Source organism: Clostridiales bacterium (genome assembly GCA_030016385.1).
GTDB lineage: Bacteria > Bacillota > Clostridia > Clostridiales > Oxobacteraceae > JASEJN01.
This window is the reverse complement of sequence record JASEJN010000047.1, coordinates 1-25,164: the sequence shown is the minus strand read 5'-3', so window position 1 is coordinate 25,164 and position 25,164 is coordinate 1. Positions and strand designations below refer to the sequence as shown.

General features: G+C 38.1%; 19 protein-coding genes. 15 read left to right on the top strand and 4 right to left on the bottom strand.

Features of this window, described 5'->3' with window-relative positions:
• Window positions 1-174: 174 nt before the first annotated feature.
• Window positions 175-579, bottom strand: coding sequence for a hypothetical protein (locus QME45_10955; protein ID MDI6619172.1), 405 nt, complete (start codon window positions 577-579; stop codon window positions 175-177).
• Between the two features lie 297 nt (window positions 580-876).
• On the opposite strand from QME45_10955, the gene QME45_10950 reads away from it, so the two are divergent.
• From QME45_10950 to QME45_10925, 6 genes are all read left to right on the top strand, one after another.
• A complete protein-coding gene (locus QME45_10950; protein MDI6619171.1) occupies window positions 877-1,545 on the top strand; it encodes a response regulator transcription factor in 669 nt (222 codons plus the stop codon).
• Entirely contained in the window at window positions 1,542-2,561 is a 1,020-nt protein-coding gene (locus QME45_10945; GenBank protein ID MDI6619170.1) for a sensor histidine kinase, read from the top strand. The genes QME45_10950 and QME45_10945 overlap by 4 nt, the downstream gene beginning before the upstream one ends.
• A gap of 115 nt (window positions 2,562-2,676) precedes the next feature.
• Window positions 2,677-3,444 carry an ABC transporter ATP-binding protein gene (locus tag QME45_10940; GenBank protein MDI6619169.1) on the top strand — a complete coding sequence of 256 codons (768 nt, stop codon included), beginning with the start codon at window positions 2,677-2,679 and terminating at the stop codon, window positions 3,442-3,444.
• Entirely contained in the window at window positions 3,434-5,482 is a 2,049-nt protein-coding gene (locus tag QME45_10935) for an ABC transporter permease (GenBank protein ID MDI6619168.1), read from the top strand. Before QME45_10940 ends, QME45_10935 begins: the two co-directional genes overlap by 11 nt.
• A 399-nt stretch (window positions 5,483-5,881) precedes the next feature.
• The gene (locus tag QME45_10930; GenBank protein MDI6619167.1) at window positions 5,882-6,793 is read left to right on the top strand and encodes a branched-chain amino acid transaminase; all 912 of its coding nucleotides are present in this window, start codon (window positions 5,882-5,884) and stop codon (window positions 6,791-6,793) included.
• A gap of 172 nt (window positions 6,794-6,965) precedes the next feature.
• Window positions 6,966-9,974 (top strand): glycoside hydrolase family 2 TIM barrel-domain containing protein, encoded by a 3,009-nt coding sequence (locus QME45_10925; protein ID MDI6619166.1) that lies wholly within the window; start codon window positions 6,966-6,968, stop codon window positions 9,972-9,974.
• 53 nt (window positions 9,975-10,027) lie between these two features.
• On the opposite strand, the gene QME45_10920 is transcribed toward QME45_10925, so the two are convergent.
• From QME45_10920 to QME45_10910, 3 genes are read right to left on the bottom strand one after another with little or no spacing between them, the layout of a single operon-like run.
• Window positions 10,028-11,905, bottom strand: coding sequence for an ABC transporter ATP-binding protein (locus tag QME45_10920; GenBank protein ID MDI6619165.1), 1,878 nt, complete (start codon window positions 11,903-11,905; stop codon window positions 10,028-10,030).
• Complete coding sequence (locus QME45_10915) at window positions 11,902-14,127, bottom strand: ABC transporter ATP-binding protein (GenBank protein MDI6619164.1); 2,226 nt, start codon at window positions 14,125-14,127, stop codon at window positions 11,902-11,904. The genes QME45_10920 and QME45_10915 overlap by 4 nt, the downstream gene beginning before the upstream one ends.
• Before the next feature lie 14 nt (window positions 14,128-14,141).
• Complete coding sequence (locus tag QME45_10910; GenBank protein ID MDI6619163.1) at window positions 14,142-14,594, bottom strand: MarR family transcriptional regulator; 453 nt, start codon at window positions 14,592-14,594, stop codon at window positions 14,142-14,144.
• Between the two features lie 345 nt (window positions 14,595-14,939).
• On the opposite strand from QME45_10910, the gene QME45_10905 reads away from it, so the two are divergent.
• The 9 genes from QME45_10905 to QME45_10865 all read left to right on the top strand — a co-directional run bounded on the left by QME45_10905 (window position 14,940) and on the right by QME45_10865 (window position 25,016).
• On the top strand, window positions 14,940-15,386 hold the full coding sequence (locus QME45_10905) for a YaiI/YqxD family protein (GenBank protein ID MDI6619162.1): 447 nt from the start codon (window positions 14,940-14,942) through the stop codon (window positions 15,384-15,386).
• A gap of 86 nt (window positions 15,387-15,472) precedes the next feature.
• Complete coding sequence (locus QME45_10900) at window positions 15,473-15,757, top strand: chorismate mutase (GenBank protein ID MDI6619161.1); 285 nt, start codon at window positions 15,473-15,475, stop codon at window positions 15,755-15,757.
• A 240-nt stretch (window positions 15,758-15,997) separates the two neighbouring features.
• The gene (locus tag QME45_10895; protein ID MDI6619160.1) at window positions 15,998-16,873 is read left to right on the top strand and encodes a 2-oxo acid dehydrogenase subunit E2; all 876 of its coding nucleotides are present in this window, start codon (window positions 15,998-16,000) and stop codon (window positions 16,871-16,873) included.
• A gap of 194 nt (window positions 16,874-17,067) precedes the next feature.
• Window positions 17,068-18,681 (top strand): response regulator, encoded by a 1,614-nt coding sequence (locus tag QME45_10890; protein MDI6619159.1) that lies wholly within the window; start codon window positions 17,068-17,070, stop codon window positions 18,679-18,681.
• A 9-nt stretch (window positions 18,682-18,690) separates the two neighbouring features.
• Window positions 18,691-20,523: a histidine kinase gene (locus tag QME45_10885; GenBank protein MDI6619158.1), complete on the top strand. Its 1,833-nt coding sequence runs from the start codon at window positions 18,691-18,693 to the stop codon at window positions 20,521-20,523.
• A gap of 111 nt (window positions 20,524-20,634) precedes the next feature.
• Complete coding sequence (locus tag QME45_10880) at window positions 20,635-22,002, top strand: sugar ABC transporter substrate-binding protein (GenBank protein MDI6619157.1); 1,368 nt, start codon at window positions 20,635-20,637, stop codon at window positions 22,000-22,002.
• Between the two features lie 70 nt (window positions 22,003-22,072).
• On the top strand, window positions 22,073-23,014 hold the full coding sequence (locus QME45_10875) for a sugar ABC transporter permease (GenBank protein MDI6619156.1): 942 nt from the start codon (window positions 22,073-22,075) through the stop codon (window positions 23,012-23,014).
• Window positions 23,014-23,847, top strand: coding sequence for a carbohydrate ABC transporter permease (locus QME45_10870; GenBank protein MDI6619155.1), 834 nt, complete (start codon window positions 23,014-23,016; stop codon window positions 23,845-23,847). The genes QME45_10875 and QME45_10870 overlap by 1 nt, the downstream gene beginning before the upstream one ends.
• Window positions 23,848-23,885: 38 nt before the next feature.
• A complete protein-coding gene (locus QME45_10865; protein MDI6619154.1) occupies window positions 23,886-25,016 on the top strand; it encodes a Gfo/Idh/MocA family oxidoreductase in 1,131 nt (376 codons plus the stop codon).
• Window positions 25,017-25,164: the final 148 nt, after the last annotated feature.

Below are 25,164 nucleotides of genomic sequence, written 5' to 3'. Positions count from 1 at the left end.
CAAAACTCTCATAATGCTCATTCGTTGCTCAAAATAACATAATCCTATTTATGACTGATTTCAAATTACGAATTGGAGATATCTTATATTGCAAATTGAAATATGCACCTTCGTATAATGCTCATAGTGTCCAATTACAATAGGGAAAGTAAAAAATTAAAAGTACAAACTGACTTATTTTAAACTTATTCCCATTAAAACAATATATTTATCATATGTGTTTGTATTACACAATAAATCGAATCCATTTATTTTATAAATATCTATATGTGAATTTTTTATTTCTTTCGAAGGAAGAGTCATAAGCATATTTACTCCGATTATATTAGCTAAATTTGTTTCTGACAATTGTTTCTGCAATTTTTTATCCTCTACCTTGATTCTTTTTATCGTATTTTTTGCATCTCCCATTTTGACAGCAACATATCCAATATTTTGTTGTTGAGAATACCCTTCCACAGAACAGCCTATTGAAATATGTGAATACATATTTTTGGGCTTGTTCACTATAAACTCAATAACCACCACAATCAGAACTAAAACTACGGCTATCAGTAAACCCATCTTTTTTTTGCTCATTTTTGATTTCCCCCATCAAAATACCAAAGTAAATTGTTTAAACTTTCACCGTATGAAATATAAATGATCTTTTTTAAACTCTGACCTGTCTGATTTTATTATACTACCAATTTGGGCTTAAGCGAGTTTTGATTCTGCCCAAAACGAGTTTACAGACTCTTAAGGCTGTGAGCTTAGCGATTGGAATAATATTCTTTAAATAATTTATATACGCACAACACCCGCAGCGATTTATATAAGAGAGGAACGGTTATGATATAATATAGAAAAAATGTAAAGGGATTCAGATGATTTTGTATGAAAAAAATATTTATTATTGAAGATGACAAAAAAATATGTGGGGAGCTTTCCACATTTCTCTCAAGAAATGGTTATACTTGTGAAGCGCCGGATGGATTTGACAACATAATAGAAAATACACTGTCTGCCAGGCCGAATCTGGTGTTGCTCGATATCAACCTTCCGGTTTATGACGGATATTATATATGCCGTGAAATAAGAAAACGCTCGGATGTCCCGATAATAGTAGTTACAAGCAGGGATACCGAAATTGACGAGCTCATGTCCCTGAACATCGGTGCCGACGACTTTATAGCGAAGCCGTATAATACCCAAATACTCCTTGCACGTATTTCCTCCGTGCTTAAAAGATCATCGCGGGAAATTGCTGCGGATCATATCGACTGCGGGGATTTTATCATAAATCTTTCTAAAAGCGTTATTGAGCATGCCGGCAGGGAGATAGAACTTACTAAAAATGAACTTAAAATACTTACATGCCTGTATGAACATAAGGGCAGTATCGTAAGCCGCGACGAACTTATGCTTAAGCTCTGGGATAGCGATATGTTTATCGATGACAACACTTTGACAGTCAATATAAACAGGCTTCGCAGAAAGCTTGAGGATGCTCATCTTACGCAGCTTATTGAGACAAAGAGGGGACAAGGGTATATTATAAAATGAATGTTTGGGACTTTTTAAAGGAAAAAATCGTGTACGTGATATCTCAGTCTATAACAGCATCTTTAATCGGCCTGATTATATGGCTACTGAATCCTGTCGGTTTCTATCCGCTGTTTTTTCTTATAGGCATGCTGTATGTAACAGGTGCAGCAGTCCCTCTGATAGCTGAATATGTGGCTAAAAAGAGTTTTTATGGAAACCTTATTTGCGTCTTTGATTCCCTTGACAGAAAAAACCTGATTGCCGAGATTATTGCTCCTCCCGCCTTTAGAGAAGGCATGATTTTGTATGATATAGTAAAGAGATGTAACAAAGCGATGCTGGAGGAAATAAACAAATACAAATATATGCAGGATGAATACCGGGAGTATATGGAACTCTGGGTACATGAAATAAAAACCCCTATTGCGTCATCGATGTTGATAGCGCAGAATAATAAAAGCGATGCTATGGACAGCATATCCGAAGAGCTCGAAAAGATAGAGGCTTTTGTGGAGCAGGTTCTGTTTTATTCAAGGAGCAATACCGTTGAAAAGGATTATATAATAAAAGAAGTCAATTTAAAGGAACTTTGCTTTGACGTCCTAAAAAAGGGTTCAAAACTTTTTATCCACAATAAGATCGGGGTTGAAACGGAGAATCTGGACATAACTGTTTTTTGCGATGCCAAGTGGCTTATTTTTATATTGAATCAGATACTTACAAATTCCGTTAAATACACGAACAGATCCAATGCCAGGATTAAAATCTATGCGCAAAAATCGGATAACAGCATAATATTGTCTGTGGAAGATAACGGAATCGGCATCAGGGGAAATGAACTTCCAAGGATATTCGACAAGGGTTTTACCGGCACCAACGGAAGAAAAAACGAAAGATCCACCGGGATGGGGCTGTATATATGCAAGAAGCTTTGCGATAAGCTGGGTCTTGCGATAAATGCATATTCGGAATATGGCAAAGGCACAAGGATAAGCATAGTATTTCCTAAAAGTTCGATGATGGATATAAGATAGGGCCGCTTTGCGGCCTTTTTCCTTACAAAAATGTAAGACTCATGTAAGGAAAGATGATGGCAGAATAAAAATCATTATACTAAAATGAAACCATCAAGATGATGGAGGTAATTTCATGTCGGAGATATTGAAGGTTTTAAACGTCGAAAAATATTATGGCAATAAGAGCAACATTACAAAAGCTATTGACAATGTAAGTTTTAATGTAGAGATGGGGGAATTCGTAGGCATAATGGGCGCATCCGGAAGCGGAAAAACTACGCTTTTAAACTGCATATCCACTATCGACACAGTTACAAGCGGTCATATATATATCAGAGGCAAGGATATAACCGAAATGAAAAGCCGATCCCTTGCCAAGTTCAGGAGGGAAGAGATAGGTTTTATATTCCAGGATTTTAATCTTTTGGACACTCTGACGGGTTTTGAAAATATTATACTTCCCTTGAGCATATCCGGAGTAAATCACAGGGAAGCAGAAAAGAGAGTAATGGATGTCGCCGGAAAGCTTGGCATAAATGATATTCTACCAAAGTATCCATATGAAATGTCAGGCGGCCAGAGGCAGAGGACTGCGGCTGCGAGGGCGATTATTACGAACCCTGCCATGATACTTGCGGATGAACCGACTGGGGCACTGGATTCAAAATCGGCCCGCATGCTCCTTGAAAGTCTCGAGCATCTTAATAAAAAATTGAATGCCACCATTCTGATGGTGACTCACGATGCTTTTACAGCAAGCTACTGCAGCAGGATACTTTTTATAAAAGATGGGAAGATGTTCAATGAGATAATAAAAGGAAACGATACCAGAAAGGAATTTTTCAGCAAGATAATCGATGTTGTAACTCTCCTTGGAGGTGACGTTCAAAATGTACTTTAAGCTTTCGCTTAAAAACGTCAAGAAAAGCTTCAATGACTATACGCTGTATTTTCTCACACTGGCATTTGGAGTGTGTATATTTTATATTTTTAATTCCATTGAAGCCCAGAAGGCGATGATGAGCATATCGGAATCGACTGCTGAGATAATGAAAACAGTGACCAAACTCATGGAAATGATTTCAGTCTTTGTAGCGGTGATATTGGGATTTTTAATAGTATATGCAAACAATTTCCTGATAAGAAAAAGGAAGAAGGAAATCGGGATATATATGACTCTTGGGATGGGAAAGGGCAAGGTGGCAAAACTGCTTGTGGCTGAGACGTTTATAATAGGCGTACTGTCACTCGGAGTGGGGCTTCTTGCAGGGATATTTCTATCCCAGGGGCTTTCCGTAATAACAGCAAAACTTTTTGAAGCAGATATGACAAAGTACCAGTTTATATTCTCTTATAGCGCATTTTTAAAGACGACAGCTTACTTTGGCATAATATTCATAGTCGTTATGGCGGCAAGTACGATTTCAATATCAAGGTACAAGCTGATAGATCTTATAAACGCTGAAAAGAAGAATGAAAAACAAAGAATCAAGAACCCCATAGTTACAGCGCTATTATTTACGTTATCCGTCGCATGTTTGGCAGTGGCATATGCCCTTGTGTTGAAAAACGGTATTACTCGTTTTGATAACAGGCTTCTTTTTGAAGTCATATTGGGTTCCATCGGCACCTTCTTGTTTTTTGCATCGCTATCAGGCTTTTTCCTAAAGATTCTGCAATCAAACAGGAAGCTGTACCTTAAGGGGCTTAACATGTTCATATTGCGCCAGATAAACTCAAGGATAAACACGGCCCATGTATCAATGTCATTTATATGCCTCATGCTTTTCTTTACGATAGGGATACTTTCAACCGGCTTGGGTATAAATAAAGCGCTTAATGAAAGCTATAAATATACTGTACCTTTTGATGCTTCTTTTATGATGATAGGAAACGGGAGTACACAAGAAGGGAACATAGAAGAAAAATTGAAACAGTACGGCATTAACATAGATGACTATGCTCAAAATTATGTGAAATTTCCATTGTATCAGTATTCGAAGGAGAGCCTGACAAATGCAATAGTATTTAAAAAGGTCGGAAAGATGCTTCCAGATGATCTCCGCCAATTCGGTATGGGAAATCAGATTAAACTTATGAGGCTTTCGGATTATAACGATCTCATGAAGCTTCAAGGGAAGGAAGGGATAAATCTGTCAGGAAACCAGATTGCTCTGCATTCTGAATACGCAGCATATACTCCGGATTTAAAAAGAGCCCTTTCGAAATTTATAGAAATGAAATATACTGTTAAAATATCCGGAATTGATTATACGGTGTATCCGAAACTTATCACAGACGCGGTTATGACAGGCGGCGGTAATATAGCGCTTTTGTTTATAGTGCCGGATAAAATGGCCAGTGGAAATACTGTCATTGAAACAATCATTTCCCTTAACTGTAAGGGAGACCGGAAGGCAACGGAGCGAAAGCTTGAATCCGATCTGTACGTAGTTTCTAAAAAGTATGATAGAAGGGAATTTGGAGTTTCCGGCGCCACAAGGGGAATGATAAAGGATTTAGCAGCTGGCTCAAAGGCTATAATATCCTTTGTGGGTATATATCTGGGGATAATTTTCTTGCTGACAAGCGCTGCGATACTTGCCCTCCAGCAACTATCGGAGGCTGCGGACAACAGGTCGAGATACAGTATCTTAAGGAAGGTTGGTGCCGATGACGGTCTTATAAACAGTGCCCTTTTTAAACAGATAGCCATATATTTCATGATGCCCCTTTCCCTTGCGTGTATCCATTCGATAGTAGGGATAAAAGTTGCCAATGATGCCATAAGTGATGTGGGAAGTATGAATGTGCTGGGGAACATCATAATGACTGCAGTGCTCATAATTATTGTATACGGTTCCTATTTTCTCGCCACATATTTCAGCAGCAGAAGCATCATACTTAAGGGTGGACAGAATGGAAGAGAGGAATATTAGTCACTTCGATTCGTAATATATGCTTATGTTATTTTGAACACTCATTCGACAGATTTAAGTTTTGATAAGTTCTAAGGCCAGCAGCCTTAAGAATCCAAGAGCTTTTGAAACTCGTTTCACTCAGACAATCAAAAGCTCTAAGGATTATTTGCGGCAGCAAAGCCAAGAACTTATCAAAACTTTCATAATGCTCATTCGTTGTTCAAAATAACATAATCCTATTTATGCCTGACTTCATATTGCGAATCACAGAAGGTTATAAAAATTATTGACTTAAGACTTATTTTGTACTATATTTAAATCTAATATTCATGCTTATTGATGTTTATGCTTATTCAATTATCTGATAATTGAATAAGCATATATAGAAAAATTATATCTAATACAGGAGGTAGTTTTGTGGAGTCTTATGTGGTTTATAATGGGAAAATAGTAAAAGAAAGCGAAGTATCTATAAGCATACGATGCAAGGCATTTAATTATGGGCTTGGATGTTTTGAGGGTATAAGGGCATACTGGGATGAAGATGCCAAACAGCTTTACGGGTTCAGGTTAAAAGATCATTATACAAGGTTTTTGCAATCCTGCAAAACCATTAACACTTGTATACCTTTTACAGTTGATGAGCTGTGCAATATGACGGTGGAACTTTTAAAGAAAAACGGGTTTAAAACGACGACATATATAAGGCCTATAGCATATAAGGGTGCTGAAAGCATAGGTCCGAGAATTAGTGATAATGACAACAGACTTGTTATATACTGTACGCCTATGGGGAGTTATTCCGGCAAGGGAGAACTTAGAACGATGATAACATCGTGGAGAAGAGTGGAGGATAATATGCTTCCGCCAAGGGCAAAGGCTACTGCCGCATATCTTAATTCAGGCTTAGCATCACTGGAGGCGACTCAGAATGGATACGATGAAGCCATTTTTCTGACAGGTAGTGGACATGTATGCGAAGGGCCGGGCGAAAATATATTTATATTCAAGAAGGGCAAGCTTATTACTCCGCCGCCTGAGGATAATATATTAGAAGGCATAACAAGGGAGACAGTAATGCAAATCGCAAAAGAGGAGCTTGGATTTGACGTTGTCGAAAGAAGCATAACAAGGACGGAACTTTATGCCGCCGATGAGGTGTTCTTCAGCGGGACGGCAATGGAGGTCACCCCTATTGTTGAAGTCGACAACAGAAAAGTTGGTAATGGACATCCTGGAGAAGTATGCAAAAAGATAAAAAACATGTTTTTCGATATAGCAACAGGAAAAGTAAAAAGGTATTCAAGCTATTGTACGCCTGTATATTAATATATGGAAACATTTAAAATATGACCAGCATGAAATATCTTCGATTCATAACATAAGTCTATTTATGCCTTATTTCAACTTACGAACCGAAGATGAAATACATATAGAATAATTTTCATAATTGTCTTATAATGATCTATGTAAAATTATTATTTTGCTGGGAGTGATATTAATGCTGCCTGTACGGAAATATTTCGAAGATTTGAATGTGTTGCATGTAAACAGGGAAGCGCCGAGAGCATATTACATACCTTATAGCGATGCTGAGGCTGCAGCCTCGGGGAAAAGAGGAAGTTCGCCTTTCTATCAGACACTTGATGGAAATTGGAAGTTCCGGTACTATGCTTCGATCAAGAATGTAGAAGACGGTTTCTATAAAAAGGAAGCCGATCCCTCGGAATGGGATGATATTTTAGTGCCTTCATGCTGGCAGGTGAAGGGGTATGATAGGTGCCATTATACAAACGTAAATTATCCTTTCCCGTGCGATCCGCCGCATGTGCCAAATGACGATCCTGCCGGAATATATGTGAGAGACTTCAATGTATCGAAAGACTGGGCGGAGAAATCAAAATATATTGTATTTGAGGGAGTCAACTCATGTTTTTATCTCTGGATCAACGGAAATTTTGTGGGGTACAGCCAGGGAAGCAGGGTACCGTCGGAGTTTGATATATCTTCGTTTGTGAATGAAGGTAAAAACAGTATAGCTGTCATGGTTTTGAAATGGTGCGATGGGTCATACCTTGAAGACCAGGATTTATGGCGCTTTTCAGGGATATTCAGGGATGTATATATTCTCGCAAGGGATAAAGAACATATAAGGGACATATTTGTCAAGCAGGAAATAAATGAGGATTTTGGAAAAGCGCTGCTGGATTGTAAGATCGAGTCCACAGGTAGTTTGGATGTAAAATATGAGTTGGAGGACGCCGGAGGCAATAAAGTATCGTCGGGGGAACATACGATAGATAATGAGGGTGCGATTCGGATAGAAGTGGATAAACCGATATTATGGAATGCTGAAAAGCCATATTTATATAAGCTGTTCCTTTATGCCGGCGAAGAAGTCATACTTATAGACGTAGGTTTCAGGAAAATAGAAATTATAAAAGGCGTTTTTACTATTAATGGAATTGATGTCAAACTAAAGGGTGTCAACAGGCATGACTCCCATCCGGAATTTGGGCAGGCCGTTCCGCTTAACCATATGATAAATGATCTTATGCTCATGAAACGCCACAATGTGAATGCCATAAGGACATCCCATTATCCAAATGATCCGCGCTTTTTAGGGCTGTGCGATAAGTATGGCTTTTATGTTGTAGATGAAGCGGACCTTGAATGCCATGGAGTCATAGCTTCAGGAGACTTCGATATGCTCGCAAAGAATCCCGAATGGGAGAAGGCATTTTTAGACAGGGCAAAACGGATGGTGGAAAGGGATAAAAATCATCCAAGCGTTGTGATGTGGTCCATGGGAAATGAGTCGGGTTATGGGATAAACCATATCGCGATGGCTAAGTGGACAAGGCAAAGGGACAACGCAAGGCCTGTTCATTATGAGGGTGCATCCCGCTCCGACAATAGTTTGGATAAAAGCGTACTGAGTGTAGAGAGCAGGATGTATCCTCCCGTTAAATGGGTTGAAGAATATGCCCAAAATGATGATAATAAAAAGCCGCTTTTCTTATGTGAATATTGCCATGCAATGGGCAATGGACCGGGAGATTTGAAGGATTACTGGGATGTAATATATAAGTATCCAAAATTGATGGGCGCATGCGTATGGGAATGGTGCGATCACGGCATAAAGACCCAGAATGAAGAAGGAAAAGAATTTTACGCTTACGGAGGAGACTTCGGCGATAAGCCAAATGACGGTAACTTCTGCATAGATGGCCTTGTTTATCCCAATAGGAAACCCCATACAGGCCTTCTTGAGCTAAAAAAAGTCATTGCTCCTGTGAGATTTGAAGCAGTTGACCTGAACGCTGGAATATTTAAAATAACGAATTTATATGACTTTAGCGATTTGTCCGGCGTTTATCTTACATGGAAGGTTGAAAAGGACGGAAAGGCCGAAGATGAGGGATATATTTGGGACATCAAGGCAGAGCCACATGAGTGCAAAGAATTTAAGATACCTTATAATATTCCAAAGGAATCGGACGGCAGGTATTTTGTAACTGTTTCCTGCCTGCAGAAATTTGATACGCCATGGGCGCGCAAGGGTTATGAAATAACTTTCGGGCAGTTTGAGCTTCCTGTTGCTGTAAAAACATGCAGAGTTTATAGAGATATTATGCCGACATTCATAAATGTGAAACAGGAAGGATATGTGCTTACCATAGAGGGCTTTGACTTCCGCCATGTTTTTGACATGTATGACGGAGCTTTTGTCAGGATTTCCAAAAACAATGTGGATATGATATCCTCAAAAGCCAAGTTTAATATATGGAGGGCTCCGACGGATAACGACAGAAAAATAAAGAGCCAATGGATACAAGAGGGATATGACAGGGCTGTACAGCATGTTTATGAAGCCAAGGTCACAAAACATACAGACGCCGATATCGAGATTACTGTGAAATTTTCACTGGGTGGTTATATAAATCTTCCATTAATTAAGGGAGAGGCAATCTGGACGGTTAATGGAAAAGGCGAGATAAGCCTTGATGTCAGGGCAAACGTAAGGGATAACCTTGTATTTCTGCCTCGATTCGGGCTGCAGCTTGCGATGCCTGAAGGAAACGAAAAGGTAGAGTACTTCGGATACGGTCCCCACGAAAGCTATATCGATAAGCATCAAAGCACAAGAATGGGCAGGTATCTGTTAAGGGTCGACGACATGTTTGAAAATTATATCATGCCTCAGGAAAACGGTTCAAGGTATAAAACGGAGTGGGTCATAGTTTCAAATGATCAAGGTATGGGGCTGAAATTTATCGGATGCCCTGAGTTTTCATTCAACGCTGCCCATTATACTCCGGAGGATATCACTGCTGCAAAGCATACTTATAATCTTAAAAAGAGGAATGAGACCATAGTAAATCTGGATTACAAGATGAGCGGCGTCGGTTCCAACTCATGCGGACCCGAGCTTCTCGAAAAGTACAGGTTCGATGAAAAGAAGTTTGAGTTTTTGCTTAAGATACTGCCTGTATTCAAGGAAGATTAGTAAAAGCAGGGCTTCTGCATAATGGATATCCATTATGCAGAAGCCCTGTTTTTTTATATTTCCTGCATGTTTTCAAACTGACTGTTGTAAAGGCTTGCATAAAAGCCGCCCTTTGCAAGAAGTTCCTTATGGGTTCCCTGTTCTACAATATCCCCATGGTTCATGACGAGAATAAGGTCGGCATTGCGTACCGTCGATAAGCGATGGGCGATTATAAAGTTCGTGCGGCCTTTCATCAAATTGTCCATGGCCTTTTGTATCTGTATTTCCGTACGCGTATCCACGGAGCTTGTAGCTTCATCGAGGATGAGTATTTTGGGGTTCTTAAGTATTGCCCTTGCAATAGTTAAAAGCTGTTTTTGCCCCTGGGATACATTTGAAGCTTCTTCGTTCAGCACCATATTGTATCCATTCGGAAGAGTATGAACGAAACTGTCCACATGAGCGGCTTTGGCTGCCTCGATTACTTCTTCATCGGAAGCATCAAGCCGTCCGTATCGTATATTTTCCATTATGGTCCCGTTATAAAGCCATGTGTCCTGCAGCACCATTCCAAACATGGAACGAAGGTCATCGCGGGTAAATTCCCTGATATCATGACCGCCGATCGATATGGCTCCCTTGCTGACATCATAAAAGCGCATCAGAAGTTTAACCATAGTTGTTTTGCCGGCGCCTGTCGGCCCGACGATTGCGATTTTCTGGCCCGGCTTTACCGATGCGGAAAAGTCATTTATTATTATTTTGTCGGGTTCATATCCAAAGTGGACATTCTTGAATTCCACATCACAGCTAACATTCTCGATATTTACAGAGTTTTCGCTTTCGGGAGTTTCTTCTTCAGCTAGAAACTCGAATACACGTTCAGCACAGGCGGCTGTTTGCTGCAGTATGTTCGAAATATTCGCGATCTGCGCAATTGGCTGCGTGAATGAGCGGACGTATTGTATAAATGCCTGTATGTCCCCGACGGTGATAGTTTTCTTTACCGCAAGATAGCCGCCCAAAACGCACACAGCGACATAGCCTATGTTGCTTACGATATTCATTACAGGCATCATCAAACCTGTAAAAAACTGTGACTTCCATGCCGAGCTATACAACCGGCTGTTTAAACCATCGAATTTTTCGATGCTTTTTTCCTCGCCGTTAAATGCTTTCATAACAACATGCCCGCCATACATTTCTTCGACATGGCCGTTTAAATGCCCTAAGTAATCCTGCTGTTCTTTGAAATATTTCTGCGAATGCTTTATTATAACCATAATAAGTATCGCAGATATGGGGATTATGCAAAGAGCCATAAGCGTCATAAAAAAGCTTATGCTGAGCATCATGACAAGGGCCCCGATTACATTTGTAACGGATGTGATTATCTGTGTCAAACTTTGATTCAATGTCTGGCTGATAGTGTCCACATCGTTTGTAACGCGCGATAATACTTCTCCCTGGTTTGTGCCTTCAAAATATTTAAGAGGCATGCGGTTGATCTTTTCCGAAATATCTTTTCTGAATCTATAACTTACCTTCATGGATACACCGGACATAATCCAGCCTTGAATGTAACCAAAAAGTGAGCTTAATAAATATAAGCCTGCAAGATAGATGATTATTCTTCCTATATAGTTAAAATCGATACCGGATCCCGTACCTGAAATTTTACCCATAATACCTTCAAATAATTTTGTTATGGCCTTTCCCAATATCTTCGGCCCGACGATCGAGAATAGGGCGCTTGCTGCGGCAAATATGAATACAATGATTATGGATAAATTATAAGCGCTTAAATATTGAATCAGTTTTTTCATGGTCCCTTTAAAATCACGGGCTTTTTCGTTTCCCATCATCATTCCACCAGGTCCATGCCTCATGCCATGTCTTTTTCCGGTCTTGATTCGCTGTGCTTTTTCCCTGTTATCTTCCTCGTTCATGCCAATTCCTCCTTTGTAAGCTGCGATAAAGCTATTTCCTGATAGGTCTTGCAGTTATTAAGGAGCTCTTTGTGCTTCCCTATCCCGACAATTTTACCGTCATCGAGCACTATTATCTGGTCAGCATTCATTATGGTTGAGATACGCTGTGCTATTATGAGTACCGTGCTTGATACTGTTTGCGATTTCAAGGCTTTTCTAAGTGCAGCATCTGTTTTAAAGTCGAGAGCCGAGAAGCTGTCGTCGAATATATATATTTCGGGCTTTTTAACGAGAGCCCGGGCTATTGACAGTCTCTGCTTCTGACCTCCCGAAACGTTTGTTCCGCCCTGGGATATTTCGCTTTCATAGCCATCAGGTTTTTCACTTATAAAACCGTTGGCCTGGGCGATTTCAGCAGCTTTTTTTATATCCTCATCCATCGCGTTTTCGTTCGCATATTTTAGATTGGACTCGATAGTTCCGCTGAAGAGGGAACCTTTTTGAGGAACATAACCTATTTTATCCCTGAGTTCATGCTGGGGCACATCCCTGACATCGACACCATCCACCAGTACCTGGCCGTCCGTCACATCGTAAAAGCGTGGGATCAGGTTTACAAGAGTTGTCTTGCCGGAACCCGTGGAACTTATAAAAGCCGTGGTTTTGCCGGGCAAAGCTTTAAAACTTATATTTTTTATGGCATCTTCTTCCGCACCGAGATATCTGAAGGATACGTTTTTAAATTCAACCGTACCTTTTATTTTTCCCTGAAAATGTCTGGGGTTTTCCGGATCTTTAATCGCTGGCTCGACTTTCAGGACTTCATCTATACGCTGTGCGGATACGGAAGCTCTCGGTATCAATATAAACATTGCGGAAAGCATTAAAAACGAAAAAATTATCTGCATGGCATACTGCATAAATGCCATCATGTCACCTACCTGCATGCTTGAAGTTTCTATCTGGTGAGCTCCCACCCATACGATAAGAAGCGTAACGCCGTTCATTAAAAGCATCATGGCAGGAAACATGAATACCATTATCTTGTTCACGAAAAGGTTCGTTTCAGTAAGATCGCGGTTTGCCATGTCAAATCTGCCCTCTTCAAATTTCTGGGCATTAAACGCCCTGACCACCATTATGCCCGAAAGGTTTTCACGGGTAACCAGGTTGAGCCTATCGACAAGCTTTTGAATAATCTTAAACTTAGGCATTGCTATCGAAAACACTATTAGAACCAGGCATAAAAGCACAATAACGGCTAAAGCGATTATCCATGACATGGATGTGCTCTTTCCAACAGCCCTGATCACTCCGCCGACACCCATGATAGGTGCATAAAAAACCATCCTTATCATAATCAAAAGAAGCATCTGTATCTGCGTTATATCATTGGTGGTCCTGGTTATAAGAGAAGAAGTTGAGAATTTATCAAACTCCGTATTCGAGAAATTTTCCACTTTTGCAAATACATCCTTTCTCAAATTGCGTCCTACGCCGGCTGATATTTTAGAAGATAGAAAAGCCACCATAATGGTACATGCGGCGCCAAGGAGGGATATCAAAAGCATAATAAATCCCGTATTCAGGATATATCTGTTTTGAATTTTATCTGCTTTTATGCCGATTGCTGTATATTCCGCCTTTACTAAGGGTACGGCAGACTGCGTAACCATGTTTTCGCCAAGAGAGGCAAATTTATTATTCATCTGCTGTTCTATTGAATTGCGTTGCTCCTGGGGAAGCTTTGCAAACAATGCGAAGAGATCCGTATTTGCAGGCAGCTTTGTGTTATTAAACGGGATCGCTCCTCCTTTTGCATTTTCTTTTAGTCCATTTATGCCGGAAACTGTAAGAAGAGCTTTTCCCATTGTGAGGTTTATACGCTCGATTTCCGATTTATCGATATTTTTAAGAATATAAACAGGCTCATTAGAGAGTGCAGGATAACTCTTTGCGAGTTTGCTGTAATTTGGGCTTGATTTATCCGTCAGTGTATAATCCTTCATGACTTCTGCTTTTCTGCCAGGATCCATAAAAAGCACAAGTTTATCCATCTGGCTCTTTCTAATTGCTTCAGGTACGGCATTTAGAATACCTCCCTGTTGTATTCCCTTGTTGACAATGTCGGACATATAATCGGGAAGTGCAAGATCGCACATAGCCTGCACGAAAAGCAATACAACTGCTGTTATGAGCATTACAATAAAAGGTTTTATAAATTTTGCCAGTTTAAACATCAAAAATCTACTCCTTAATCAATTTTAGTGCTATTTTGTCTATCAAATACCCTTTTGAGAGTAATTAAACCCGTGATTATCTTATCGATCTCGTCGGGTGTTGCATTTTGAATCATGGAATTAAATCTTTTTTCGATTTCTTTATGATGCTTTTCAACTTTTTTTCTTGACTCCGACGTGATGTTTACATAAATTACTCTCCTATCATCTTTACTTCTTATCCTTTCAACCAGTCCCTGCTTTTCAAGCCTGTCGACAATTCCGGATACGGTGCTGTTTGACAGGGTAAGCCTTTCGCTTAAATCGCTTATTTTCATCTTACCGTAATGTGCCAGAATCAATATAAGCATCCCCTGGGGACCGGTAAGGTTTATTACCTTAAATTGATGCCAGATATTCTGCTTCATGGCATCCATTATCTGTTTCATCATTTTGAGTATGCTTATTCCGCTACCTATTTCTTCCATAAATTCACCACCATACCATTATAATACTTTCAATCAATATATTTCGCATACGAATTATATTTTAACCTATATATGGCATCTCAGTCAAGAAAATTAATCTTCAAACTTCGATTCGTAATATGAAGTCAGTTTTAAATAGAATTGTGCTATTTTGAACGACGAATGAGTCATAGAACTTACAAAACTTGAATCCGGCAAATGAGTGTTCAAAATAACACAAGATAAAATTACGGATCAGAGAATACATACCTACTGCAAACTGAAAAATTAATGCTGGTGAATTATTGTATAATATGTGTATAATGGAATAAATAATATAAATAAGCATACAAAGGAATGGTTTGTTTGAAAATACTTGTAGACGCTGATGCGTGCCCTGTGAAGGAACGCATTGTAAAAATTGCTAAAAAATTTAAAATACCTATTATAATGTTTATAGATACAAGCCATGAACTGGATGACGGCTATTCAAAAGTTATAACGGTGGAAAAAGCAAAAGATTCGGTGGATTTTGCCCTTATAAATAAGGTATCAAAGGGGGATATAGTAGTTACGCAGGATTATGGTGTCGCAACCATGGCGCTTTCAAAATGTGCAAGGGCCATAAATCAGAATGGACTTATCTTTACAGACAAAAATATAGATAAGCTTTTATATGAAAGGTATGTTTCCCAGAAAGTAAGAAGGGCCGGAGGAAGGACCCGCGGTCCGGCAAAAAGGACGGATGAAGACGACGAAAAGTTTGAAAGGGCTTTTCTAAGCCTTTTGAATGAGGCACGAAGCCAATATTGAATTGAAAGAAGGTGGTATTTCAGGCGAGGCAACGGAGGCAAAATGCAAGAACGATTAACATATCAAAAATTAAGGAGACGGATATTATGGATGATATAAAAAAATTAAGGGAAGAAATAGATAGTGTAGACACTAAGCTGGTGCAATTATTTGAAAGGCGTATGGAAATTGTTTTGAAAATTGCAGAATATAAAAAGCTGAATAATATGAAAGTTTTTGATAGGTCAAGAGAGGATGAAGTTATAAAAAAGGGTATCGGGCTTTTGAAAAATGAGGCTTTTAAAGAGCCGACCAAGGATTTCCTTATCGATATGATGAAAATAAGCAAGGATATACAGCATGGCGCATATCCTAAAAAAGACGCAAAGTAGGTAGCAGAAGGCATACATTTTGAAATTGATATATTATTCATAATATGAGCTCTATGTTATTTTGAGCACTCATTCGTTGCTCAAAATAACATAACCCTATTTATGCCTGATTTCAAATTGCGAATAGATATATAATAAATAAAATTATGTATTTTGGATGATGAATGCTATAATTAAATGGAAGTATTTCCATCTATAATATTTTGTTGCCGGCTAAAATAATAAGACAGGAGTGAAAACATGGTAAAACGCAAGAAACGCTTTGGCGACAGATATGACGGCAGGCTTATAAGGTCTGCGGATCCGTTTTTTAGGATTATTCCATATGTGATGAAAACAAGAACTGATGCTATGGTTTTTTTCGATGAAAGACTTGATCTGGAACCCATAGAGACGTATTTGAAGATGAAAAGGTATAAGGAAAAAAAGAAGATGAGTTTTCTTCAGGTTGCTATGGCAGCGTTAGTCAGGACAATATCCCAAAAACCTGCTGTAAACCGGTTTGTAGCAGGGCAGAAAATTTATGCAAGAAATGAAATACTGATTTCACTGGCAGTAAAAAGGGAACTTACAGAAGATAGTCCCGAAACCACGATAAAATTTAAATTTGACCCTACAGATACTATTGATGATGTTGCCGAAAAGGTCAATGTCGCCATTGAAGAAAGCAAGAAAGATCAAACAGACGATACAGATGCGACAGCCAAGATAATAGGAGCTTGTCCCGGATTTATAATTAGATTTATCGTATGGTTTATGGGTTTTCTCGATTACCATCGTAAGATGCCAAAAACCATATATAAAGCCAGTCCTTTTCATACAAGCATTTTTATAACCGATTTAGGATCTCTCGGAATCGAGCCCGTATATCATCACATATATAACTTTGGTACTACCTCGATATTTATAGCTTTTGGCACAAAACATAAAGAAAAAGTAATCGATAAAGACAATAATATAGTTGAAAGAAAATTTATCAATTTAAGGATAGTTGGCGATGAAAGGATTGTAGATGGATTCTATTTTGCCAGCGCATTCAAGCTTTTCAAGAAATTAATGATGCATCCTGAAGCGCTGGAAGTGCCGCCTGAAAAAGTCATCAAAGACATGGAATAATAATATATTACTATCGAAAAGATATTTCCCTGTTTAATCGTGCTGATTGAAACAGGGGAATATCTTTTTTTAATAGGATGCCATTGTTATAAAATAAAAATATAGATACATAAAAATAGTCCACTTTTATAAATATTTTAAAATAGATAAAATTCTGTAAATATTATAAAATGTTTAATTAGGAGTGAGATGTTATGTATAAAATATTGATAATAGACGACGAACCAAGACATCGGAAAGGACTGGCTAATTTAATCTCCAAATTGAGACCGAGTTATGAAGTGTATCAGTTTAAAAATGGCGGGGAAGCTTTTGACTTCATAAAAGAAACTAATGTAGATATTATTATAACAGATATAAGAATGCCCGTTATGGATGGACTTGAATTTATCAAATGTACTAAGGAAAGGCAAAAAAATGTTAAAATAATTATACTAAGCGGATATGCCAATTTCGAATATGCACAGAAGGCTATAGAATTAGGAGCTTTTGACTATATTCTAAAACCCGTCGACGAGGACAAGATAAATAATCTATTGATAAAAGTTGAAAAAAGCATTAAAGATGAGCAGCTTAATATAAAAGAAAAAAAACTGCTCATGGAAAATCTGAATAATACATTGCCTGTTTATGTTGAATGGATGTTAAATAAATGGATAAACGGCACCGCTACAGAATCCGAATTATCAGAAGTCAAGTCTTACATAACTGATTCAAAAGAAGGAATGGTAATAATAACCGAAACATCGAGGCATCATAAAAGTTTTAACGATTACAGCATTGAAGAAATAGGAGAGATATCGAAAAATATAAAATTATGGATAAATGAGAAACTGGGGTCTTTTGGCTCCACAGTATCCTTCTATTTGCGAAATTTTGAAGATACCCTTGTTTCCATAGTGGTCAAAAATAGAGAGCCCCTTGATAGAATAAGTTTTGAGGGGTTAAAAGATATTATTGGTGAGATAAAGAAGGATTATGGAATCGATATCGCAATAGGTATGAGCAACATATCAGGCGATATACTGCATGAAGCGCAGAAATGCTTTAATGAAGCCCGTTCATCCGTGTATATGAGTTTTTATATGGGACCGGGAAAAGTTATACGATATTCCAAGTCAAGTTGTACGGAGGATCTTCAGCCTGTTGTCGATCAAAAGAGCGAGGAAATGCTGACAAATACCATCCATAATTTTTCTTATGAACGTTTTATTGATATTTTAAATGATATTATATCTAAAATGTTGGTTAGCGGTTATCCATATCCTGATAAATTTAAAGAGGCATTTAAGATAGTATTTATCAATATAATCAAGCAGATTGGGAACGCTCTTACGGAAAAGCAATATAATAGCATAATACTTATGATAACCAATCGAATAGATTCCTGCGAAGATATGCAGGATTTCAAACAAATATCAGTCGATATAATAAAACAAATCGTAAATATATATGGCAACTTAAAAAATAACAAAAATGATGCCTTGATAGAAAAATGCCTTGATTATATAAATAATCATTATATGGAAGACCTGTCATTAGAGAGTATATCGAAGAAGTTTTCATTTAATCCGAGTTATTTCAGTACTTTGTTTAAGGAAGCGACAGGGGTTAATTTTATAAAATACCTGCTGAAGATAAGGATCAAGAATGCCTGTGAGCTTCTGCAGAAGACCGATAAGAAAATATACGAAATAGCTTTATCGGTAGGGTACAGGGATGTCAAGTATTTTAACAGGGTTTTCAAAGCAGAGAAAAAGATGTCACCGGAAGTATACAGGCAGTTAAATAACGACTTTAACTTGTAGGCGAAAAAAATGAATTTGTATAAAAGATTGATTGAATACATAAATAATATGAAATTCAAAACAAAATTAAATGCTACGTATATTATCCTGATTATCGTACCTATTATGATCATGAGTATTGGGTATTACAAGAGAAGCTCGGATATTATAATTAAAAACGCACAGGATAATATGTACAAGGTCGTCAGAAACAATACCAAGGATATCGATATGAAATTAGGCATGATTAAAGACAGTGCCGATGCCATAGCAATTGATCATGATCTGTTTACAATACTCAACCATAGCGGTACTTACAGCGGATGTGACCTTGTAAAATTAGACAAGACCATGAACAATATTATATACAAGTATTTTTCTGCTTACTCTGATATATATTCTGCTCATATTGTAACAAGCTATTATCCATTTGGAAGTTCGAGGATGTTTATACCCCTTAATTATTTTAAGTCACGGCTTTATAAAGAAGCGGTTGAAGCCAATGGAAGTTTAAAATGGATAGCGACCTATGATTTTGGAAACATGTATGACCTGAATGATTTTAAAAATATAGATTTCGAATATAAATATATATTTTCTGCGGTTAAGATGATAAACTGTACTGATATTATGGACAACAATTTTACCAGTCTGCCTGGAAATATTGAAAAGCCCATTTTGATAATTAACTTTACTACCGATATATTTACCGGTATTGTAGAAATGTCAAACCCCATGAAGGGATCTAAATATTATATATTTTCTCCGGAGGGAGATACTGTATACAGCTCCGACATATCCAAACCTCCGACACAGCAGGATTCACGATGGCTCACAAAGGAGATTACCGGAGAAACGGGCACCATTAAAAAGAGAATAAACGGAGAAAACCTGATAATCTGTTATGACAAATCCAGAATAACAGGCTGGGTTTCCGCAGCCGTCATACCTGTCAATGTTTTGCTTGAAGATTTATCAAAGATACGATCTTATATTTTTTTAACAGGCATCATCTTGATAATTGCTTGCATATTCTCCGCCAATATTATGTCTCTCAGGATGACAGAACCTATAAAAAAGCTTTTGGTAGCCATTAAGAAAATGGGAGAGGGAGATTTCCACATCAGAATAGAGATAAATGGAAAAGATGAAATCGCAGAACTTGTTAAAAAATTTAATGAGATGGATGAAAAGATAAAAAATCTGATTGAAGAGAATTATGTCAGAAGAATCAGAGAGAAAGAATCTACAATAATGGCATTAAATATCCAGCTTAATCCTCATTTTTTATATAATACTTTAAATACAATCAACTGGATTGCAATAGAAAACAATCAGAAAGAGATAAGCAAAATAATAATGAGCCTTGCTGATATGCTTCATTATACAGCATACAACGAAGATGAGCTTACTTTCTTCGGTGATGACCTAAAATGGCTGAAAAATTATATCTATATTATGCAGAACAGATTTGATGATAAATTTACTGTTTATTATGATATAGATCCAAAATTAAATCTGTATAAAGTTCCCAAATTATTTTTACAGCCGTTTGTCGAGAATTCCATCCTTCACGGATTTGATTCTATAGATACAGGTGGAATATTAAAAATAAGAGGATGGGTTAACAGCATTAGAGTTTGTTTCTCTGTTGAGGATAATGGAAGGGGAATCGAAAAAGAAAAAGGAGAGAAAATGATTCAACATTACCCTGAGAATATAGGGATAAAAAATGTGGAGAAAAGAATTAAACTTATATACGGCGAAGAATATGGAATTCGCGTCAAATCCATATTAAACAAGGGCACTAAAGTTTTAATAGAATTACCTATAATAGATGGAAATAATACACTTTTACAATAAATTTAGAATTTTATAAAAAATCATTTTCCCATATAATGAAGCTGCGGGACAGGTAGTTGATAGATAGATTTATCTGTCACGATATAAATAAATTTAAAAGGGGGAATGAAAATGCTAACTAAAAAATTAACAGCATGTATTGTAGCGGGGGCTATGTTAGTTAGCAGCATAGGACTCGCCGGATGCAGTAAAACCAATTCGGGGTCCGGCAAAGGTTCTGCAAACGGGGTCGTCAATCTTACTTATACGACATGGGGAAGTACAAATGAAAGAAAAGCCCAAGGAGATGCCATAAAGGAATTTGAGGCTAAGAATCCTAATATCAAAGTCAATTTCCAGCACATACCGACTGATTATGAAACCAAATTGTCAACAATGATTGCTGCCAAAACACCTCCGGATGTAGCATTACTAAATAAACAGACAGCTTTAACCTGGAGTGAACAGAATAAAATATACAATTTAAAACCTTTAATAGATAAGGATACTGAAATCAAGGAAGACGATTATCTACATGATTCATTTGTACGCGGAGGCCCTGACAAGATAGTGGGAATTACACCATGCCAGGAAGTATTTGCTATATTCTACAATAAGGATATGTTCAAGGCAGCCAATGTAGATCCTCTTCCGACTAAAGCGCAAGATGCTCTTACATGGGATCAGTTTGTCGAAGTAGCAAAAAAACTTACTCTAGATCAGAACGGCAAGAATGCATCGGAGGCTGGTTTTGACCCGACTAAAATAAAGCAGTATGGAGTTTTTTTCGAGACGTGGGCATGGCAAACTTTCCTTGTATTGAATGATGCCAAGTTACTGACAGATGATTATTCCAAGTTGAATTTAAGTGATCCTGCAGTTGCCGAGACACTTCAGAAATTTGCAGATTTGATAAATGTTTACCATGTCTGCCCATCACCAGCTCAGGCAAAGACATTGCCTGCCCCCGCGGTAGCACTTCAATCAAAGAAAGTCGCAATGGATTATGACGGGCAGTGGATACAGCTTGACTTAGGAGTTGCAAAGACTAATTTCGATGTCGGCGTGCTTCCGAAAATTAAAAGGTGTACTACCACGTTATATGGTGAAGTTGAAGCTATGTTTCAGGGTACAAAGCATTCCGAAGAAGCATTCAAGCTTCTTAAATGGATGACAAATCCTGAAGGTGTTTTGGACTTGGATTCGAGCGGATTGTGGATGCCTTCCAGGAAAGCTTATTACACGGATCCTGAGTTAATAAACAAATGGGTAATAAAACCCGGACATTCCGATGGATTTAAGGATGCAGTTATGAATCAGGCTTTAAATGACAGTGAACCTGACGTAGGATATTATTTAAAAAATGATAATGAGATAATGAATATTATGAATTCTGCATTAGATCAGCTATGGATGGGCAAGAAAACAGCAGCACAGGTGTTAAAGGAAATAGAGCCTAAGGCGCAGGCTGCATATAAAGGCGTTTATGTAAATAAATAGTTTAAATTCTAAACAGCCAGAATTTATCTGGCTGTTTAGAATATATGACAGAAAAAGGAGGATTGGGTAAATGTCAACTGCGAGTCCGGCTCTTGATGTAAAAAATCGTATTAAGAGAAGCAAGAGTGAAAAGAAAAATCTAGCTGCGGGTATATTATTTGCAATGCCCGTACTTTTGGGATTTCTCATATTCGTAATAGGTCCTATGATAGCCAGCGCATATTTCAGCCTGACAGATTACAGTATAGCGAGTACGCCTAAGTTTGTAGGATTTGGCAATTATAAGAGGTTATTCAGCAATGAGGATCCTTTTTTTTACAAATCCTTAGGCGTTACTACATATTATGTTTTTTTCAGTGTACCTGCACAAATAATATTCGCATTGATTATGGCTTTGTTATTGAATAAAGAGATTAAAGGAAGGCCTATTTTCAGGACAATTTTTTATCTCCCTACAATAGTTCCGGGAGTTGCTTCAGCAGCCATCTGGATATGGCTCATGGATCCCGATCTCGGACTTTTGAATCAGATATTAAGTATGTTGGGACTGCCCGGCAGTAAATGGATCTTTTCCGAGACGACTGTTATACCCGCCTTAGTACTTATGAGTCTGTGGACAACCGGAGGCACGATGATAATATTCCTGGCAGGCCTGCAGGGGATACCAAGGCAATTGTATGAGGCTATAGAGGTGGATGGAGGAAACGGATGGCATAAATTTTGGTATATAACTATGCCAATGATAACTCCCACATTGTTCTTCAATCTTATTATGGGTTTAATAGGCGGCTTCCAAGTGTTTACACAGGCTTATATAATGACAAGCGGCGGACCTAATAATGCCAGCCTATTTTATGTTTATTATCTATATAGAGAAGCATTTTCAAATTTCAGAATGGGTAGTGCATGTGCTATTGCTTGGGTTTTATTTATTATAATAGCTGTACTTACTTTTATAGTTTTCAAAACATCAAATAAGTGGGTGTACTATGAAGGAGGAGGTAATAAATAATGAGAAAGGCAAATATAATAAGAAAATCTATACTTTATTTAATACTGATATTGCTGTCTGTTGTCTGTTTGCTGCCTTTTTACTGGATGCTTAGAAGTTCACTTATGGATGTCTCTCAAATATTTGTCATGCCCCCGATATGGTTCCCACATCCGATCAAATTCAGCAATTACAAGGAAGCATTATCGATACTTCCTTTTGGCAGGTATTTTTTGAACACTTTTTATATCGTTGCATTTGTCGTAAGCGGTACAATAATAACAAGCTCATTATGTGCATATAGTTTTGCAAGAATAAGATGGAAGGGAAGGGATTTTGTTTTTGGCATACTTATGACTGCTTTGATGCTGCCTTATGCGGTTACTTTGATTCCTACGTTTATCGGATGGCATGCCTTGGGGTTTTATGGCACATATGTACCATTGACAGTGCCGGCGTGGTTTGGAGGAGGCGTTTTTAACATATTTCTTTTAAGACAGTTTTTCCTCACTATTCCAAAGGAACTCGATGAAGCTGCTTTGGTAGACGGTGCCAGTCATTTTACAATATACAGCAGAATAATTATTCCGCTTAGTAAACCTGCATTAATTGTTGTGGGCCTGTTTTCATTTATAAATACGTGGAATGACTTCCTAGGACCGCTAGTTTATTTGGACAATGAAAATAAATATACGCTTTCTCTTGGAATAATGCAGTTCCAGGGCATGTACAGTGCGCAGTGGCAATATATGATGGCGGCATCTACTGTTGTTGTTTTACCTACAGTTTTGATATTCTTGATTGGGCAGAATTATTTTATAGAAGGAATTGCTTTAACGGGCTTAAAAGGATAAGGACTGCATAAAAAATATATATGAAATGAGGTATTATCATGAGCAGAAAAGTTCGTGTTGCAGTGGTGGGATTACATTTTGGTGAAAGTTTTCCAATCATATATCGTGAGCATCCGGATGTAGAGTATGTAGGCATTTGTGATAAAGATGAAGAACTTCTCAACAGGTATGGGGATAAATTTGGATTTGAACGAAGATATACTAATCTTGATGATATACTTTCAGGTGACGAGTACGATGCTGTACACATAGTAACACCAATTCATACCCATGCAAAACTATCGGTAGATGTATTGAATTCTGGCAAGCACTGTGCCTGTACAGTCCCGGCGGCAACTACTGTCGATGAACTTAAAAGCATAGTTGCCGCTCAGAAAAAAAGTAAAAAGAATTACATGATGATGGAAACTGCTGTATACACTTATCAGTTTTTGTATGTTAAAGATTTGGTGGAAAAAGGTGAAATGGGAAATATCCAATTCTTAAAGGGAGCCCACTATCAGGACATGGAAAATTGGCCCCATTACTGGATGGGCCTACCGCCTATGCATTATGCCACACATGCCATATCACCGCTTCTTGCCATAAGCAATACAAGGGCAGTTAAAGTGCATTGTTTTGGCTCGGGAATTATGAGAGAAGAATTGCATAAACAGTATGGCAATCCATATCCCGTTGAAACCGCAATATTCCAGTTAGAAAAGGACAATTTATGTGCGGAAGTAACCCGTTCGTTATTCCAAACCGCCCGTGCTTACATCGAAAGTTTCAATGTATATGGTGAGAAGAAATCGTTTGAGTGGCATATGGAAAATGAACTTCCTGTAGTATTTGAGATGGGTCCGTTAAATGAAGGGCGTGGGAGGGATGTCACTTATTCGAGAGTTATACCTCCGGATCGTCAGGATCTGCTACCGAAGGAAATAGCCTATCATACTGCAAGTACTGTAGTAACCGATAAGAACAACGTTAATTTATATATAATTCAGGGAGGAGGGCATCACGGCTCACATCCACACTTAGTTCATGAATTTGTACGAAGTATAGTTGAAGATAGGAGACCATGGATTGATGCGGTTACTGCAGCCAACTGGACGGCGGCAGGGATCTGTGCCCATGAGTCGGCTATGCATGGCGGAGATGAAGTCATAATCCCTTCGTTTGAATAAGAAAAGGTTTAGCTAGGGTGCATTATATCTGATGCACCCATTTAGTTCTTCAATTCGTAATATGAGTTTACGTTATTTTGAACACTCATTCGTCAGATTCAAGTTTTGTAAGTTCTAAGGCCAGCAGCCTTAAGAATCCAAGAGCTTT

Coding starts and splice junctions, on each gene's coding strand:
- QME45_10955 (MDI6619172.1), bottom strand. CDS start 579: ATGAGCAAAAAAAAGATGGGTTTACTGATAGCCGTAGTTTTAGTTCTG.
- QME45_10950 (MDI6619171.1), top strand. CDS start 877: ATGAAAAAAATATTTATTATTGAAGATGACAAAAAAATATGTGGGGAG.
- QME45_10945 (MDI6619170.1), top strand. CDS start 1,542: ATGAATGTTTGGGACTTTTTAAAGGAAAAAATCGTGTACGTGATATCT.
- QME45_10940 (MDI6619169.1), top strand. CDS start 2,677: ATGTCGGAGATATTGAAGGTTTTAAACGTCGAAAAATATTATGGCAAT.
- QME45_10935 (MDI6619168.1), top strand. CDS start 3,434: ATGTACTTTAAGCTTTCGCTTAAAAACGTCAAGAAAAGCTTCAATGAC.
- QME45_10925 (MDI6619166.1), top strand. CDS start 6,966: ATGCTGCCTGTACGGAAATATTTCGAAGATTTGAATGTGTTGCATGTA.
- QME45_10920 (MDI6619165.1), bottom strand. CDS start 11,905: ATGAACGAGGAAGATAACAGGGAAAAAGCACAGCGAATCAAGACCGGA.
- QME45_10915 (MDI6619164.1), bottom strand. CDS start 14,127: ATGTTTAAACTGGCAAAATTTATAAAACCTTTTATTGTAATGCTCATA.
- QME45_10910 (MDI6619163.1), bottom strand. CDS start 14,594: ATGGAAGAAATAGGTAGCGGAATAAGCATACTCAAAATGATGAAACAG.
- QME45_10900 (MDI6619161.1), top strand. CDS start 15,473: ATGGATGATATAAAAAAATTAAGGGAAGAAATAGATAGTGTAGACACT.
- QME45_10895 (MDI6619160.1), top strand. CDS start 15,998: ATGGTAAAACGCAAGAAACGCTTTGGCGACAGATATGACGGCAGGCTT.
- QME45_10890 (MDI6619159.1), top strand. CDS start 17,068: ATGTATAAAATATTGATAATAGACGACGAACCAAGACATCGGAAAGGA.
- QME45_10885 (MDI6619158.1), top strand. CDS start 18,691: ATGAATTTGTATAAAAGATTGATTGAATACATAAATAATATGAAATTC.
- QME45_10880 (MDI6619157.1), top strand. CDS start 20,635: ATGCTAACTAAAAAATTAACAGCATGTATTGTAGCGGGGGCTATGTTA.
- QME45_10875 (MDI6619156.1), top strand. CDS start 22,073: ATGTCAACTGCGAGTCCGGCTCTTGATGTAAAAAATCGTATTAAGAGA.
- QME45_10870 (MDI6619155.1), top strand. CDS start 23,014: ATGAGAAAGGCAAATATAATAAGAAAATCTATACTTTATTTAATACTG.
- QME45_10865 (MDI6619154.1), top strand. CDS start 23,886: ATGAGCAGAAAAGTTCGTGTTGCAGTGGTGGGATTACATTTTGGTGAA.